Origin of the sequence: Streptomyces sp. NPDC001851 (assembly GCF_040297165.1) — a bacterium.
Classification (GTDB): Bacteria; Actinomycetota; Actinomycetes; order Streptomycetales; family Streptomycetaceae; genus Streptomyces.
The window spans coordinates 326,782-342,256 of sequence record NZ_JBEOYR010000007.1; the positions used below are offsets into that span (position 1 = coordinate 326,782).

The following is a 15,475-nucleotide window of genomic DNA, read 5'->3' on the forward strand; positions in this document are numbered from 1 at the left end:
CCTCACCCGTCGCGCCGGTCCTTCCACCGGAACGTCAGCAAGCACAGCGCCAGTCCTCCGATGCACCACGCTCCCAGCACCCACGCGATCCGCCCGAACTCCCAGCTCCCGGCCTGCTCCAGGACCTGAGCCGAGTCGGGCAGGAACACACCCCGCAGCCCCTGGCACATCCACTTGAGCGGGAACACGGCGCCGATGTCGAGCATCCAGCCCGGAATGGTACCGATGGCGATGTACACCCCGGAGATGAACTGGAGCACCAGGAAGGGGAGTACGACGACGCTGCTGGCACTCTTCGCCGACCTGGGCACGGAGCTGATGGCGATGCCGAGCAGCGCACAGCCGGTCAGCCCGAGCACGAAGATCCACGCGAAGTCGAACCAGCGCCCGGCGTCCGAGGGCAGCTGGACGCCGTAGAACACCGTGCCGACGGTCAGCAGGAGCGCGGTCTCCAGGATGCCGGTGAACAGAACCAGCCAGATCTTTCCCAGGAAGTAGGCCGCGGGCGGCATCGGCGTGCCGCGCAGGCGCCGCAGCACCTTCTCGTCCCGCTCGACCGCGATCGAGATGCCGAGCGACTGGAAGCTCGTGGACATGATCCCGGACGCCGTCATCGCGGGCACGTACAGCTGGGAGGCGGTGATCCCGGCGCCCCGGACGTCGTCGTGGAAGATCGACGCGAACAGGAACAGGAACACGACGGGGAAGGCGAAGGTGAAGACCACCTGCTCGCGCTGGCGGAAGAACTGCCTGATCTCCAGGCCGCCCCGCAGCAGCCCGACCGACCAGGCGCCGGGCGGGGAGCCGGCCGGGGTGCGGGCGGTGGTGGGTACGGCGGTCGTGGTCATCGCACGGCCTCCTGTCCGGTCAGCCGGAGGTAGACGTCCTCCAGGGTGGGGCGGGTCACGGTCAGTCCGGGTATCTCGCCGTCGAAGCGGCGCATGAGGGCGGCGACGGTCCGCGTCGGCGTGGCGGTGTGCTCCGCGCGCGGGGAGCCGTCGGGTTCCGTCCAGGCCACGGTGACCTCACCCCCGTACCGTCGGCGCAGGTCGGCGGGTGTGCCCTCGGCGACGACCCGGCCCCCCGCGACGACCGCGAGCCGGTCCGCGAGGTTCTCGGCCTCCTCCAGGTAGTGCGTGGTGAGCAGGACCGTCGTGCCGTCGTCGGCGAGCAGCCGGATCAGGTCCCAGAACTGGCGCCGGCTGGCCGGGTCGAAGCCCGTGGTCGGCTCGTCGAGGAGGAGCAGCTCCGGATCGCCGATCACACCGAGCGCCACGTCGAGGCGGCGCCGCTGGCCGCCGGAGAGGGCCTTGACCCGGCTGTTCGCCGTCGCTTCCAGGCCGACCAGGCGGATGACCTCCTGCGGGTCGCGCGGGCGCGGGTAGTAGCGGGCGAAGTGCCGTACCGTCTCGCCCACCGTCAACTCGGCGGGCGCCGATTCGTCCTGCCAGACGATTCCGACACGGGACCTCCACGCGCGCGTGCCCGTCGCCGGGTCCGCGCCGAGGACCGACACCTCGCCCCCGTCCCGTGACCGATTGCCCTGAAGGATCTCCACCGTCGTGCTCTTGCCGGCGCCGTTGGGTCCGAGCAGGCCGAACACCTCACCGCGCCGGATGCCGAGGTCGAGGCCGTCCACCGCGGTGACGTCCCCGTACCGCTTGCGCAGCCCCCGGACGTCCACCGCGAGTTCGTTCGCGTGTGCTGTCATGCCCCCGAGCATCGGCCGGAACCGAACGATCCGTGACCACCGTGCGTACCTCCTTATGTCCTTCGAACGGTGGACACGGACGCGGGTGCGGCACAATGAGCTGTGCCCGAAGATGGTCCAACTCTCAAATGACGGAATCGGCGTGATGAGCAAGACGACAGTCAACGACGTCTCGGCGGAGTCCGGTCCCGAGCGTGCCGCCGACGGCCCGCGCACGGTGGGCGGCAGCCGTGCCTTCGCTCTCCTCCTGGTGATCACCGGCGCGGCCGGGCTGCTGGCCGCCTGGGTCATCACGCTCGACAAGAACAAGATCCTCGAAGCGAAGATCGCCGGAAAGACGTTCACACCCGGGTGCAGCGTCAACCCGATCGTGTCCTGCGGCAGCGTCATGGAGAGCAAGCAGGCGGCCGCCTTCGGCTTCCCGAACCCCTGGCTCGGCCTGGTCTGCTACGGCATCGTCATCTGCGTCGGCATGAGCCTGCTGGGCCGTGCCCGCTTCCCCCGCTGGTACTGGCTGACCTTCAACTCCGGCACGCTCTTCGGCGTCTGCTTCGTCACCTGGCTGCAGTACCAGTCCCTGTACGAGATCAACGCGCTGTGCCTGTGGTGCTCGCTGGCCTGGGTCGCCACCATCACCATGTTCTGGTACGTGACCTCGTTCAACGTCCGCAACGGCTTCCTGCCCGCGCCGGGCTGGCTGAAGCGGTTCCTCGCCGAGTTCACCTGGGTCGTCCCGGTCACCCACTGCGGCGTCATCGCCATGCTGATCCTGACCCGCTGGGGCAGCCAGCTCTGGGCCTGAACCCCGGCCCGGCCGCGTTGTCAGTGCGGTGAATTACTGTGTGGGACGTGGAACCCGACCTGTTCACCGCCGCGGCAGAAGAACGCCAGGAGAAGGATCCGGCAGCGAGCCCCCTGGCGGTGCGCATGCGCCCGCGCACCCTCGACGAGGTCGTGGGCCAGCAGCATCTGCTGATGCCCGGCTCCCCGCTGCGCCGGCTGGTCGGCGAGGGCTCCGGCGGTCCGGCCGGCCCCTCCTCGGTGATCCTCTGGGGCCCGCCCGGCACCGGCAAGACCACCCTCGCCTACGTGGTCTCCAAGGCGACGAACAAGCGGTTCGTGGAGCTGTCTGCGATCACCGCGGGCGTCAAGGAGGTCCGCGCGGTCATCGACGGCGCCCGCCGCGCCACCGGCGGCTTCGGCAAGGAGACCGTCCTCTTCCTGGACGAGATCCACCGCTTCAGCAAGGCCCAGCAGGACTCCCTGCTCCCGGCGGTCGAGAACCGCTGGGTGACGCTGATCGCGGCCACCACCGAGAACCCGTACTTCTCGGTGATCTCGCCCTTGCTGTCCCGTTCGCTCCTGCTGACCCTCGAACCCCTCACCGACGACGACATCCGGGGCCTCCTCAAGCGCGCCCTGACCGACGAGCGCGGTCTGAAGAACGCCGTCACCCTCCCCGAGGACACCGGGGAACACCTGCTGCGCATCGCGGGCGGTGACGCCCGCCGGGCCCTGACCGCCCTGGAGGCCGCCGCCGGAGCGGCCCTCGACAAGGGCGAGAGCGCGATCAGTCTGGAGACGCTGGAGCGGACGGTCGACCGGGCCGCGGTGAAGTACGACCGCGACGGCGACCAGCACTACGACGTCGCCAGCGCCCTCATCAAGTCCATCCGGGGCTCCGACGTCGACGCGGCCCTGCACTACCTGGCCCGCATGATCGAGGCCGGCGAGGACCCCCGCTTCATCGCCCGCCGCCTGATGATCTCCGCCAGCGAGGACATCGGCCTGGCCGATCCGAACGCCCTGCCCATCGCGGTCGCCGCGGCCCAGGCCGTCGCCATGATCGGCTTCCCCGAGGCCGCCCTCACCCTCAGCCACGCCACCATCGCCCTCGCGCTCGCCCCCAAGTCCAACTCGGCGACCACCGCGATCGGCGCCGCCATGGAGGACGTACGCAAGGGCCTGGCCGGCCCGGTCCCGCCGCACCTGCGCGACGGCCACTACCAGGGCGCCGCCAAGCTGGGCCACGCCCAGGGGTACGTGTACCCGCACGACCTGCCCGAGGGCATCGCCCCGCAGCAGTACGCACCGGACGCCCTGAAGGACCGCGAGTACTACACCCCGGGCCGGCACGGCGCCGAGGCGCGGTACGCGGACGCGGTGGAGTGGACCAGGAAGCACCTCGGTCGCAGACGGCCCTGAGCGCCCTGTAGACTTCCCCGAAGTGCTGAGTCCCGTGCTGTCAGAGCGGGACAGCCAGCCGGAGCGCCATCCTCCGCGGACGGACTCCAGGAGCGTCGCGCACCGTCGAACGGTGTCGCGGGCAGCCCACCACCACCCGGGTTCCGGGAGCGGTCGGTGGGCCACTCGCGTGCTGCACGTATGTGCCCAGACCAGGGAAGCGGCTGCCCGACAGGTCCCCTTGGGACCCGGCGGGTTTTCCCGGCTGCGGATGCGACCTCCCTAACCCTGACGAGCCGAACACTACGAAAGAGACGAAAGACAGTGGCGAACCAGTCCCGCCCCAAGGTCAAGAAGTCGCGTGCCCTCGGCATCGCGCTGACCCCGAAGGCCGTCAAGTACTTCGAGGCCCGTCCCTACCCGCCGGGTGAGCACGGCCGTGGCCGCAAGCAGAACTCGGACTACAAGGTCCGTCTGCTGGAGAAGCAGCGTCTGCGCGCGCAGTACGACATCTCCGAGCGCCAGCTGGTCCGCGCCTACGAGCGCGCGTCCAAGGTCCAGGGCAAGACCGGTGAGGCCCTGATCGTGGAGCTCGAGCGCCGTCTCGACGCCCTGGTCCTGCGTTCGGGCATCGCCCGCACCATCTACCAGGCCCGTCAGATGGTCGTCCACGGCCACATCCAGGTCAACGGCCAGAAGGTCGACAAGCCGTCCTTCCGCGTCCGCCCGGACGACGTCGTGCAGGTCCGCGACCGCTCCAAGGACAAGACGCTCTTCCAGATCGCCCGTGAGGGTGGCTTCGCCCCCGAGGGTGAGACCCCGCGCTACCTGCAGGTGAACCTCAAGGCCCTGGCGTTCCGCCTGGACCGCGAGCCGAACCGCAAGGAAGTTCCGGTCATCTGCGACGAGCAGCTCGTCGTCGAGTACTACGCCCGCTGACCCCAGCCCCGGCGCAGCCACTCAGCCCGCCGTCTCCCCCCCGGCCCTGCCGGGCGGGGAGACGGCGGGTTTGCGTTTCCGACGTCCCCCGCCGTGGGGCCCGGCGGAGGTCGGGCAGCCAGAGCCGGTGCCGGCCGGCGTGGCGCACCCCTCCGTGCCCGTCCAGCCCTCAACGGCCGCGCCGCGTCTCCCGTCGCCCGCCTCCCGAGCGGCTTCCCCGCCCCGCGGCACCGTCTCGCCCGGCCCCGGAGGCCTGATCAGCGGTTTCTCCGCCCTCGCCCCGGCTGCTCCCCCCGCCCTCCTGCGACCCCGGCTCCCGTGGGCCGGGCACCGCGTCCAGTGGCCGTACCCCGCCCTGCCCCAGCGCACGGGTGACCGCCGCCGCACGGTCCAGGCGGGCTCCCTCCCGCACGCACTCCTCGTACCGCGCGTCCCCCAGTGCCTGCCGCGCCATCGCCTCGCAGCGCTCGTGCGGGGCGTTGAAGTACGCCGAGCCGAACAGCGGCAGCCCCACCGACGGCCAGATCCGGCCCGCGGCCCCCTGGAGCAGTGCCGCCTCGGCCGGCTCGCCCTGGGCCGCCGTCACCAGCGCCAGCAGCTCCAGGGACAGCACCGAGCCGAGCAGATCCTGAAAGGCGTGCGCGTTGCGCAGACAGTCCCCGAGCAACTCCCGCGCCCTGTCCTGGACGCCGTCCTGCCAGGCCGCGTACGCCAGCACATACAGCGCGTACGAACGCGCCCAGCGCTCCCCGTGGTCCTCGCACACCCGGCGCACGTCCTCGCACAGCCGCACCGCGTCCGGCAGGTCCCCCTGGAAGGCCCGCGCCATTGCCAGCTCCACCTGGCCCATCAGCACGTTGCTGTTGAGTTCGCCGAGCTCCTGATAGCGGTGCAACGCCGACCGCAGCAGCGTTTCGGCACGGCCCATGTCATCGGTGACCAGGGCCAGACAGCCGGTGCGGTGCTCCGCGTATGCCACCGCCGTCATATCCGCCGCCCGTTCCGCCTGCTCCCGGCACTCCCGCAAGGCCGCCAGGGCCGGCACGGTGTCGCCCTGGAGGATCGCCACATAGCCGAGCACCCACAGCGCCTTCAGCCGCGACCGCTCGTACCCCGACTCCAGCTCCACGCAGCGCGTCAGCCAGCGGCGGCCCTCCGCGAGCCGCCCGCAGCCGACCCAGCAGAACCACAGGGACCCGGCCAGGTACTGGCCGAGGTGGACTCCCTCCGGCTCGGTCAGACAGCACTCGATGGCCGCCCGCAGGTTGGGCAGCTCCGCCTCGACCCGCGCGGCGACCTCGCCCTGCCGGGGCGAGAACCAGTCCAGCTCGCACGAGGTCGCCAGGCCCAGGTACCAGTCCCGGTGCCGCCTGCGCAGCCGCCCCGCGTCCCCGACCCCCTCCAGCCAGTCGGCGCCGTAGGCCCGCACGGTGTCCAGCATCCGGTAGCGCGGGCCGGCCGGTGTCTCCTCGCGGGTGACGACCGACTGGGCCAGCAGCTCCGAGAGCACGTCCAGGACGTCCTCGGCGGGCAGCCCGTCCCCGCTGCACACGTACTCGGCCGCCTCCAGGTCGAAGGTCTGCGCGAACACCGACAGCCGCGCCCACAGCAGCCGCTCGGCGGGCGTGCACAGCTCGTGACTCCAGCCGATCGCCGTGCGCAGCGTCTGGTGGCGGGCCGGAGCTCCGCCCGGAACGGAAGCCGGCCCGGAGCCCGACGTCAGCAACCGGAACCGGTCGTCCAGCCGCTGCAGCAGCTGCGCCGGGGACAGCGCCCGCAGCCGCCCGGCCGCCAGCTCCAGCGCCAGCGGAATCCCCTCCAGGCGCCGGCACAGCTCGCGCACCTCGGCCCCGTCGCACACCCCAAGGCCCTGCTCCCGGGCCCGGTCGGTGAACAACTCCACCGCCTCGTCCTCGCCGAGCGGCGCCAGCGGGAACAGCCGCTCGCCCGCCAGCCCCAGCGGACGCCGGCCCACGGCGAGCACGCGCAGCCGGGGCAGCCTCCGCAGCAGGTCGGCCGTCAACTCGGCACAGGCCTCCGCCAGATGCTCGAACCCGTCCAGCACCAGCAGGGCCGGACGGCCGGCCAGATGCTCCAGCAGCGTCTGCCGGGGCGGCCGGGCGGTGTGGTCGGTCAGGCCCAGCGCCTCCGCGACCGCGTACTCCACGAACTGCGGATCGCGCACCGGCGCCAGCTCCACCCGCCCGCACCCCGGCTCCCACCCGGCGGCGACCCGCGCGGCCAGCCGGGACTTGCCGACACCGCCGAGCCCGGTGACGGTCACCAGCCGGGCCTGGCCGAGGGCGGCGCCCAGCCCGGCGAGTTCGGCCGAGCGCCCGACGAACGTGGTCAGTTCCAGGGGCGGATCGCCGTCGGAGAGGGGATCTGGGCGCTGAGGACCTCGCATGGGACACGGAGCGTACTGAAGTGTGTTCAGCGCGTACAATCCCTTCCCGCCACTCCGCTCCCCGCGACCGCGGTAATCCGGTACGGAGCCCCCGCCCCGGCGCGATAGGCTCGGACTCGACTTTTCGATGGTGAGGCACGTTTCAGGGAGCGGGTGCGCACAGTGTCCGGTGGAGAGGTGGCCGGGATCCTGGTGGCCGTCTTCTGGGCGATCCTGGTCTCCTTCCTCGCGGTGGCCCTCGCGAGGCTGGCCCAGACGCTCAAGGCGACGACCAAGCTCGTGGCGGACGTGACCGACCAGGCCGTCCCGCTGCTCGCCGACGCCTCCCAGGCGGTGCGCTCCGCGCAGACCCAGATCGACCGCGTCGACGCGATCGCCTCCGACGTCCAGGAGGTCACGTCGAACGCCTCCGCGCTGTCGACCACCGTCGCCTCCACCTTCGGCGGCCCGCTGGTCAAGGTCGCGGCCTTCGGCTACGGCGTCCGCCGGGCGCTGGGCGGCCGCAGGGAGGACGTGCCCGCGAAGGCGCCCCGGCGTACCGTGATCGTGGGCCGCACGGTTCCCGCCGCACGACGCAAGCGGAAGTAAGGACTGAGACCGAGCGATGTTCCGCCGTACGTTCTGGTTCACCACCGGTGTCGCCGCCGGTGTGTGGGCCACCACCAAGGTCAACCGCAAGCTGAAGCAGCTGACCCCGGAGAGCCTCGCCGCCACCGCGGCGAACAAGGCGCTGGAGACCGGTCAGCGGCTCAAGGACCGCGCGGTGGGCTTCGCGCTCGACGTCCGCGACAACATGGCCCAGCGGGAGGCCGAGCTGGCGGAGGTCCTCGGGATCCACGAGAACCCCGAACTCCCCGCACCCTGGCGGCACGCCGCCGTCGAGAACCACCGCAGCGACAACAGCAGCAACCCGAAGTACATCGAAGCCCCGATGTACTCGTACAACCGGAATGAGGACCACTGATGGAGTCGGCCGAGATTCGCCGCCGCTGGCTGAGCTTCTTCGAGGAGCGCGGGCACACCGTCGTCCCTTCGGCGTCGCTCATCGCGGACGACCCGACTCTGCTCCTCGTCCCCGCCGGCATGGTGCCCTTCAAGCCCTACTTCCTGGGTGAGGTCAAGCCGCCGTTCCCGCGCGCCACCAGCGTGCAGAAGTGCGTGCGCACGCCGGACATCGAAGAGGTCGGCAAGACCACCCGCCACGGCACGTTCTTCCAGATGTGCGGCAACTTCTCCTTCGGTGACTACTTCAAGGAAGGCGCCATCAAGTACGCCTGGGAGCTGCTCACCACGCCCCAGGACAAGGGCGGTTACGGCCTCGACCCCGAGCGCCTGTGGATCACCGTCTACAAGGACGACGACGAGGCCGAGCGCATCTGGCACGAGGTCGTCGGTGTGCCGAAGGAGCGCATCCAGCGCCTCGGCATGAAGGACAACTACTGGTCCATGGGCGTCCCCGGACCCTGTGGCCCCTGCTCCGAGATCAACTACGACCGCGGCCCCGAGTTCGGCGTCGAGGGCGGCCCCGCCGTCAACGACGAGCGGTACGTGGAGATCTGGAACCTCGTCTTCATGCAGTACGAGCGGGGCGAGGGCATCGGCAAGGACAACTTCGAGATCCTCGGGGACCTGCCGAGCAAGAACATCGACACGGGCCTCGGCCTGGAGCGGCTCGCCATGATTCTGCAGGGCGTGCAGAACATGTACGAGATCGACACCTCCATGGCCGTCATCGAGAAGGCCACCGAGCTGACCGGCGTCCGCTACGGCGACGCCCACGCCTCGGACGTGTCCCTGCGCGTGGTCACCGACCACATGCGCACCGCCACCATGCTGATCGGCGACGGCGTCACCCCGGGCAACGAGGGCCGTGGCTACGTCCTGCGCCGCATCATGCGCCGCGCCATCCGCAACATGCGCCTGCTCGGCGCCACCGGTCCGGTCGTCAAGGACCTGGTCGACACCGTGATCGGCATGATGGGCCAGCAGTACCCGGAGCTGATCACCGACCGCGAGCGCATCGAGAAGGTCGCCCTCGCCGAGGAGAACGCCTTCCTCAAGACGCTGAAGGCCGGCACCAACATCCTCGACACCGCCGTCACCGAGACCAAGCAGGCCGGCTCCACCGTCCTGCCCGGCGACAAGGCGTTCCTGCTCCACGACACCTGGGGCTTCCCGATCGACCTCACCCTGGAGATGGCCGCCGAGCAGGGCCTCTCGGTGGACGAGGACGGCTTCCGCCGCCTGATGAAGGAGCAGCGGGAGCGCGCCAAGGCCGACGCCCAGGCCAAGAAGACCGGCCACGCCGACATGGGCGCCTACCGTGAGATCGCCGACACCGCCGGCGAGACCGACTTCATCGGCTACAGCGACACCGAGGGCGAGACCACGATCGTCGGCATCCTGGTCGACGGCGTCTCCTCCCCGGCCGCCACCGAGGGCGACGAGGTCGAGATCGTCCTCGACCGCACCCCGTTCTACGCCGAGGGCGGCGGCCAGATCGGCGACACCGGCCGCATCAGGGTGGACTCCGGTGCCGTCATCGAGGTCCGCGACTGCCAGAAGCCGGTGCCGGGCGTGTACGTCCACAAGGGCGTCGTCCAGGTCGGCGAGGTGACCGTCGGCGCCAAGGCCCACGCCTCGATCGACGCCCGCCGCCGCAAGGCCATCGCCCGCGCCCACTCGGCCACCCACCTCACCCACCAGGCGCTGCGTGACGCCCTCGGCCCGACGGCCGCCCAGGCCGGCTCCGAGAACCAGCCCGGCCGCTTCCGCTTCGACTTCGGCTCCCCGTCCGCCGTCCCGACGGCCGTGATGACCGACGTCGAGCAGAAGATCAACGAGGTGCTGGCCCGCGACCTCGACGTGCACGCCGAGGTCATGGGCATCGACGAGGCCAAGAAGCAGGGCGCCATCGCCGAGTTCGGCGAGAAGTACGGCGAGCGCGTCCGCGTGGTGACCATCGGCGACTTCTCCAAGGAGCTGTGCGGCGGCACGCACGTGCACAACACCGCCCAGCTGGGCCTGGTGAAGCTGCTCGGCGAGTCCTCCATCGGCTCGGGTGTCCGTCGTATCGAGGCCCTGGTCGGCGTCGACGCCTACACCTTCCTCGCCCGCGAGCACACGGTCGTCAACCAGCTGACCGAGCTGCTCAAGGGCCGCCCCGAGGAGCTGCCGGAGAAGGTCTCCTCGATGCTCGGCAAGCTGAAGGACGCCGAGAAGGAGATCGAGAAGTTCCGCGCCGAGAAGGTGCTGCAGGCCGCCGCCGGTCTCGCCGAGTCCGCCAAGGACGTCCGCGGCGTGGCCGTGGTGACCGGCCGGGTCCCGGACGGCACCACCCCCGACGACCTGCGCAAGCTGGTCCTCGACGTGCGCGGCCGCATCCAGGGCGGCCGGGCCGCCGTGGTCGCCCTCTTCACGGTCAACAACGGCAAGCCGCTCACGGTCATCGCCACCAACGACGCCGCCCGCGAGCGTGGCCTCAAGGCCGGTGACCTGGTCCGCACCGCCGCCAAGACCCTCGGCGGCGGCGGTGGCGGCAAGCCGGACGTCGCCCAGGGCGGCGGCCAGAACCCGGCCGCCGTCGGTGAGGCCGTCGAGGCTGTCGAGCGCCTCGTCGCCGAGACCGCCAAGTGACGGCTGAGCAGGGAAGCGGTCGGAACATGCGCAGAGGACGTCGACTCGCGATCGACGTCGGGGACGCCCGGATCGGGGTCGCCTCGTGCGACCCCGATGGGATCCTCGCCACACCGGTGGAGACCGTCCCCGGCCGGGACATCCCCGCCGCCCACCGCCGCTTGCGGCAACTGGTGGAGGAATACGAACCGATCGAGGTCGTCGTGGGCCTCCCTCGCTCCCTCAAGGGGGGCGAGGGCCCGGCCGCCGTCAAGGTCCGCGCCTTCGCGCAGGAGCTGGCCAAGGGCATCAAGCCGGTGCCGGTGCGCCTGGTGGACGAGCGGATGACGACCGTGACGGCCAGTCAGGGGCTGCGTGCCTCCGGCGTGAAGTCCAAGAAGGGGCGGGCCGTCATCGATCAGGCCGCCGCCGTCATCATCCTGCAGCAGGCCCTCGAATCCGAACGGGTGTCAGGTAAAGCACCCGGCGAGGGCGTCGAAGTGGTCATCTGATCGCGATACGGTAACGTTCCGCGCGATGCGCCGGTGTTCGAACAGCCGGCGCACAGCAAGAGAGGCGGAACGGAAGCGAGGCCCACCGGCCACGTGACCGGTCGGCCTCGCGGCACTAGGGGATCGATGACTGAGTATGGCCGGAGCCCAGGCTCCCAACCGTGGCATCCGCAGGACCCGTTGTTCGGGGACGGCGGATGGGAAGGGCAGCAGGCCCACGGGGGTCAGCAGCCTGCCTACGGCGGCCAGCCGCAGCACCACCCCCAGCAGCCGCAGTACGGCGACTGGAACCAGGAGCAGCAGCCCGGGTACGGCAACGAGCAGTACCCGTTCTACGGCGAACAGGGCCAGCAGCAGTTCACCGGCCACGCCCAGCAGCAGTACCAGCACCACGGCGGCTGGGACGCGACCGGCACCCACGGCCAGGTGCCGTACGCCGCCGACCCCGGCGACCCGTACGGCCAGCAGCCCGTCGCCTACGGCGGGGAGCAGCCCGATCTCTACGGCACCGAGGACGCCTACCCGCCGCCGCAGCCGCCCGGCCGCAGGCGCCCCGAGACCGAACCGGATCCGGAGACCGCGCCCGCAGAGGAGGAGCACCCCTTCTTCGCCGGAGGCGGCGGTGAGGACGACGACGCTGAGGAGCATGAGCTGCAGAGCCGCCGTGAGCGGCGCGGCAAAGGCAAGAAACCCGCCAAGAAGGGGCAGAAGCGCCGCACCGGCTGCGCCTGTCTGGTGGTCTGCCTGGTGTTCGGCGGCGGTCTCGGCGGTGTCGGATACTTCGGCTACAAGTTCTACCAAAATCGTTTCGCCCCGGCCGCGGACTACGCGGGCAGTGGAAACGGCGAGCAGGTCACGGTCGAGATCCCCAAGGGCGCCGGCGGATGGGACATCGGTCAGAAGCTGAAGGAGGCGGGCGTTGTCGAGAGCGCGGCCGCGTTCGTGTCCGCACTGCAGGCGAACCCCCAGCACAAGTCACTCCAGGACGGTGTCTACACCCTGGAGAAACGGATGTCCGCCGCGAGCGCGGTCGAACTGATGCTCAGCCCGAAGAGCCGCAGCAACCTGATCATCGCCGAGGGCCTTCGCAACACGGCGGTCTACAGTCTGATCGACAAGCGCGTCGGGGTGGCGGCGGGTACCACGGCGAGCGTCGCGAAGAAGGACTACAAGAGTCTCGGGTTGCCCGCCTGGGCGCTGAACCACGCGAACCTGAAGGATCCGCTGGAAGGCTTCCTCTACCCCTCCAGCTACGCGGTCACCAAGGGTCAGAAGCCCGAAGCGGTCCTCAAGGAGATGGTGGCTCAGGCCACCGCCAAGTACAAAGAGCTGGGCCTGGAGGACAAAGCCAAGGTGCTCGGTCTCGACGGCCCCTGGCAGCTGCTCACCGTGGCGAGCCTGGTGCAGGCCGAGGGCACGAGCCATGACGACTTCCGCAAGATGGCGGAGGTCGTCTACAACCGCCTCGAACCCGACAACCCGCAGACCTACGGGCGGCTGGAGTTCGACTCCACGTACAACTACGTGAAGAACCAGAGCAAGATCGACCTGAGCATCGCCGAGCTGCGCAAGTACGACAACCCGTACAACACCTACTTCTCCAAGGGGCTGCCGCCCGGCCCCATCGGAAACCCCGGCGAGGAAGCGCTCAAGGGCGCGCTCGACCCGACACACGACGGCTGGTACTACTTCATCTCGATGGACGGGAAGACCAGCAAGTTCACCAAGACGCTGGAGGAGCACGAGAAGCTCGTCAACGAGTGGAATGCGTCGAGGAAAAAGAGCTGACGTCGGGTCGGTAGTCTTCGCCTGGACACAGAAGCTCAAGGGACGGGTTCCATGGCATCGAAGGTAGGGGGCGCCCGCCGGGCCGCCGTGCTCGGTAAGCCCATCGGCCACTCTCTCTCGCCGGTGCTGCACCGGGCCGCGTACGACGAGCTGGGACTCACCGAGTGGTCGTACGACCGCTTCGAGGTGGACGAGGCCTCTCTGCCCGGCTTCTTCGAGAAGCTCGGCCCGGAGTGGGCGGGGCTGTCGCTGACCATGCCGCTCAAGCGGGCCGTCATCCCGCTGCTCGACGAGATCAGCGAGACGGCCGCCTCCGTCGACGCGGTCAACACGGTCGTCCTCACCGAGGACGGCCGCCGGCTCGGCGACAACACCGACATCCCCGGCATGGTGGCCGCCCTGCGCGAGCACGGCATCGAGCAGGTCGATTCCGCCGCGATCCTCGGCGCCGGCGCCACCGCCTCCTCCGCACTCGCCGCCCTGGCCCGGATCTGTACCGGCGAGGTCGTCGCCTACGTCCGCAGCGAGGCCCGCGCCGCCGAGATGCGGCAGTGGGGCGAACGGCTCGACGTGGAGGTGCGCACGGCGGACTGGGTGGACGCCGCGCAGGCCCTGCGCTCCCCGCTGGTGATCGCCACCACGCCCGCCGGTGCGACCGACGCCCTCGCCGCCGCCGTACCCGAGCGCCCCGCCACCCTCTTCGACGTGCTCTACGACCCCTGGCCCACCGAGCTCGCGGCCCGCTGGTCCATGTTCGGCGGCGCCGTGGTCAGCGGGCTCGACCTGCTCGTCCACCAGGCCGTCCTGCAGGTCGAGCAGATGACCGGCTGCTCCCCGGTGCCCCTGGAGGCCATGCGCCACGCCGGTGAGAGGGCGCTCGCCGCGCACTGAACGTCCATCGGACGTCCGTCTACTGGACCGGCGGCCGGACAACGGCCAGGTCGTGGGAGGATCGGAGGTGGCGGGCCGGGGTCGCGCACCTGGTCGCGCCATCGCCGTACGCGAGGATGTGCGTACGCAGGGCAGTACCGGGCGCGAACACTGAGGAGCACCGTTGAGCAGGCTGCGTTGGCTGACCGCGGGGGAGTCCCATGGTCCCGCACTTGTCGCGACGCTGGAGGGTCTTCCCGCCGGCGTGCCGATCACCACGGAGATGGTGGCGGATCACCTGGCGCGGCGGCGGCTCGGGTATGGCCGTGGTGCGCGGATGAAGTTCGAGCGGGACGAGGTCACCTTCCTGGGTGGTGTCCGGCACGGTCTGACCCTCGGCTCCCCGGTGGCCATCATGGTGGGGAACACCGAGTGGCCGAAGTGGGAGCAGGTGATGGCGGCCGACCCGGTGGACCGGGAGATCCTCGACGGGCTGGCCCGTAACGCGCCGCTGACCCGGCCGCGGCCCGGCCACGCGGACCTGGCGGGTATGCAGAAGTACGGTTTCGACGAGGCGCGGCCGATCCTGGAGCGGGCTTCGGCCCGCGAGACGGCGGCCCGGGTGGCGCTCGGCGCGGTCGCCCGCTCCTACCTGAAGGAGACGGCCGGTATCGAGATCGTCTCGCACGTCGTCGAGCTGTGTTCGGTGAAGGCCCCGCAGGGCGTGTACCCGACGCCGGCCGACGTCGACAAGCTGGACGCCGACCCGTTGCGCTGCCTGGACGCGGACACCTCGAAGGCGATGGTCGCGGAGGTCGACCAGGCCCACAAGGACGGTGACACGCTCGGCGGTGTGGTGGAGGTGCTGGCGTACGGCGTTCCGGTGGGTCTGGGTTCGCATGTGCACTGGGACCGCAGGCTGGACGCCCGGCTCGCCGGTGCGCTGATGGGCATCCAGGCGATCAAGGGCGTGGAGGTCGGGGACGGTTTCGAGCTGGCCCGGGTGCCCGGCTCCAAGGCGCACGACGAGATCGTGGGCACACCCGAGGGGATCCGGCGCGTCTCCGGCCGCTCCGGCGGTACCGAGGGTGGTCTGAGCACGGGCGAGGTGCTGCGGGTGCGGGCGGCGATGAAGCCGATCGCGACGGTGCCGCGGGCGTTGCAGACGGTGGATGTCTCCACCGGTGAGGCCGCTCAGGCCCATCATCAGCGTTCCGATGTGTCCGCGGTGCCCGCGGCGGGCATCGTCGCGGAGGCCATGGTCGCGCTCGTGCTGGCGGACGCGGTCGCCGAGAAGTTCGGCGGCGACAGCGTGCCCGAGACCCGCCGCAACGTGCAGTCCTACCTCGACAATCTGCGGATCCGGTGAGCGCCGTGCCTGCGGTCGTACTCGTCGGACCGATGGGCGTCGGCAAGTCCACCGTCGGCCGGCTGCTGGCCGAGCGGCTC

At 70.8% G+C, this 15,475-nt stretch carries 13 protein-coding genes and 1 pseudogene; 11 read left to right on the top strand and 3 right to left on the bottom strand.

The genetic code is table 11. From position 1 onward, the window contains the following. Positions 1-2: 2 nt before the first annotated feature. The gene (locus tag ABT171_RS13160; RefSeq protein WP_351242913.1) at positions 3-848 is read right to left on the bottom strand and encodes an ABC transporter permease; all 846 of its coding nucleotides are present in this window, start codon (positions 846-848) and stop codon (positions 3-5) included. Next, the gene (locus tag ABT171_RS13165) at positions 845-1,711 is read right to left on the bottom strand and encodes an ABC transporter ATP-binding protein (RefSeq protein WP_351242915.1); all 867 of its coding nucleotides are present in this window, start codon (positions 1,709-1,711) and stop codon (positions 845-847) included. Before ABT171_RS13165 ends, ABT171_RS13160 begins: the two co-directional genes overlap by 4 nt. 145 nt (positions 1,712-1,856) lie before the next feature. Between ABT171_RS13165 and ABT171_RS13170 the strand changes: the two genes are divergently transcribed. The 3 genes from ABT171_RS13170 (at position 1,857) to rpsD (ending at position 4,834) form a co-directional block, all read left to right on the top strand. Further along, complete coding sequence (locus ABT171_RS13170; protein ID WP_351242917.1) at positions 1,857-2,513, top strand: vitamin K epoxide reductase family protein; 657 nt, start codon at positions 1,857-1,859, stop codon at positions 2,511-2,513. Between the two features lie 47 nt (positions 2,514-2,560). Next, positions 2,561-3,916 (top strand): replication-associated recombination protein A, encoded by a 1,356-nt coding sequence (locus ABT171_RS13175; protein WP_351242919.1) that lies wholly within the window; start codon positions 2,561-2,563, stop codon positions 3,914-3,916. 303 nt (positions 3,917-4,219) lie between these two features. Beyond that, on the top strand, positions 4,220-4,834 hold the full coding sequence (rpsD, locus tag ABT171_RS13180; RefSeq protein ID WP_228618885.1) for a 30S ribosomal protein S4: 615 nt from the start codon (positions 4,220-4,222) through the stop codon (positions 4,832-4,834). Positions 4,835-5,003: 169 nt separating this feature from the next. Here the strand turns inward: rpsD and ABT171_RS13185 are convergent, their stop codons facing one another. Continuing rightward, positions 5,004-7,241: an ATP-binding protein gene (locus ABT171_RS13185; RefSeq protein WP_351242922.1), complete on the bottom strand. Its 2,238-nt coding sequence runs from the start codon at positions 7,239-7,241 to the stop codon at positions 5,004-5,006. 162 nt (positions 7,242-7,403) lie between these two features. On the opposite strand from ABT171_RS13185, the gene ABT171_RS13190 reads away from it, so the two are divergent. The 8 genes and pseudogenes from ABT171_RS13190 to ABT171_RS13225 all read left to right on the top strand — a co-directional run. After that, positions 7,404-7,829 (top strand): DUF948 domain-containing protein, encoded by a 426-nt coding sequence (locus ABT171_RS13190; protein WP_190015863.1) that lies wholly within the window; start codon positions 7,404-7,406, stop codon positions 7,827-7,829. Between the two features lie 16 nt (positions 7,830-7,845). After that, positions 7,846-8,205: a hypothetical protein gene (locus tag ABT171_RS13195; protein ID WP_351242924.1), complete on the top strand. Its 360-nt coding sequence runs from the start codon at positions 7,846-7,848 to the stop codon at positions 8,203-8,205. After that, positions 8,205-10,877: an alanine--tRNA ligase gene (gene alaS, locus ABT171_RS13200; protein WP_351242926.1), complete on the top strand. Its 2,673-nt coding sequence runs from the start codon at positions 8,205-8,207 to the stop codon at positions 10,875-10,877. Before ABT171_RS13195 ends, alaS begins: the two co-directional genes overlap by 1 nt. A gap of 26 nt (positions 10,878-10,903) precedes the next feature. After that, positions 10,904-11,368, top strand: coding sequence for a Holliday junction resolvase RuvX (ruvX, locus tag ABT171_RS13205; RefSeq protein WP_351242928.1), 465 nt, complete (start codon positions 10,904-10,906; stop codon positions 11,366-11,368). A 126-nt stretch (positions 11,369-11,494) separates the two neighbouring features. Beyond that, complete coding sequence (gene mltG, locus ABT171_RS13210; protein ID WP_351242930.1) at positions 11,495-13,156, top strand: endolytic transglycosylase MltG; 1,662 nt, start codon at positions 11,495-11,497, stop codon at positions 13,154-13,156. 51 nt (positions 13,157-13,207) lie between these two features. Further along, entirely contained in the window at positions 13,208-14,047 is an 840-nt protein-coding gene (locus tag ABT171_RS13215; protein WP_351242932.1) for a shikimate dehydrogenase, read from the top strand. Between the two features lie 163 nt (positions 14,048-14,210). Continuing rightward, positions 14,211-15,395, top strand: a complete 1,185-nt coding sequence (gene aroC / locus ABT171_RS13220; RefSeq protein ID WP_351242934.1) for a chorismate synthase — start codon at positions 14,211-14,213, stop codon at positions 15,393-15,395. Beyond that, positions 15,392-15,475, top strand: a pseudogene (locus ABT171_RS13225) (shikimate kinase); the annotation flags it as partial. The gene aroC and the pseudogene ABT171_RS13225, both read left to right, overlap by 4 nt.

Coding starts and splice junctions, on each gene's coding strand:
- ABT171_RS13215 (WP_351242932.1), top strand. CDS start 13,208: ATGGCATCGAAGGTAGGGGGCGCCCGCCGGGCCGCCGTGCTCGGTAAG.
- ABT171_RS13165 (WP_351242915.1), bottom strand. CDS start 1,711: ATGACAGCACACGCGAACGAACTCGCGGTGGACGTCCGGGGGCTGCGC.
- mltG (WP_351242930.1), top strand. CDS start 11,495: ATGACTGAGTATGGCCGGAGCCCAGGCTCCCAACCGTGGCATCCGCAG.
- ruvX (WP_351242928.1), top strand. CDS start 10,904: ATGCGCAGAGGACGTCGACTCGCGATCGACGTCGGGGACGCCCGGATC.
- ABT171_RS13185 (WP_351242922.1), bottom strand. CDS start 7,241: ATGCGAGGTCCTCAGCGCCCAGATCCCCTCTCCGACGGCGATCCGCCC.
- ABT171_RS13195 (WP_351242924.1), top strand. CDS start 7,846: ATGTTCCGCCGTACGTTCTGGTTCACCACCGGTGTCGCCGCCGGTGTG.
- alaS (WP_351242926.1), top strand. CDS start 8,205: ATGGAGTCGGCCGAGATTCGCCGCCGCTGGCTGAGCTTCTTCGAGGAG.
- ABT171_RS13170 (WP_351242917.1), top strand. CDS start 1,857: ATGAGCAAGACGACAGTCAACGACGTCTCGGCGGAGTCCGGTCCCGAG.
- ABT171_RS13160 (WP_351242913.1), bottom strand. CDS start 848: ATGACCACGACCGCCGTACCCACCACCGCCCGCACCCCGGCCGGCTCC.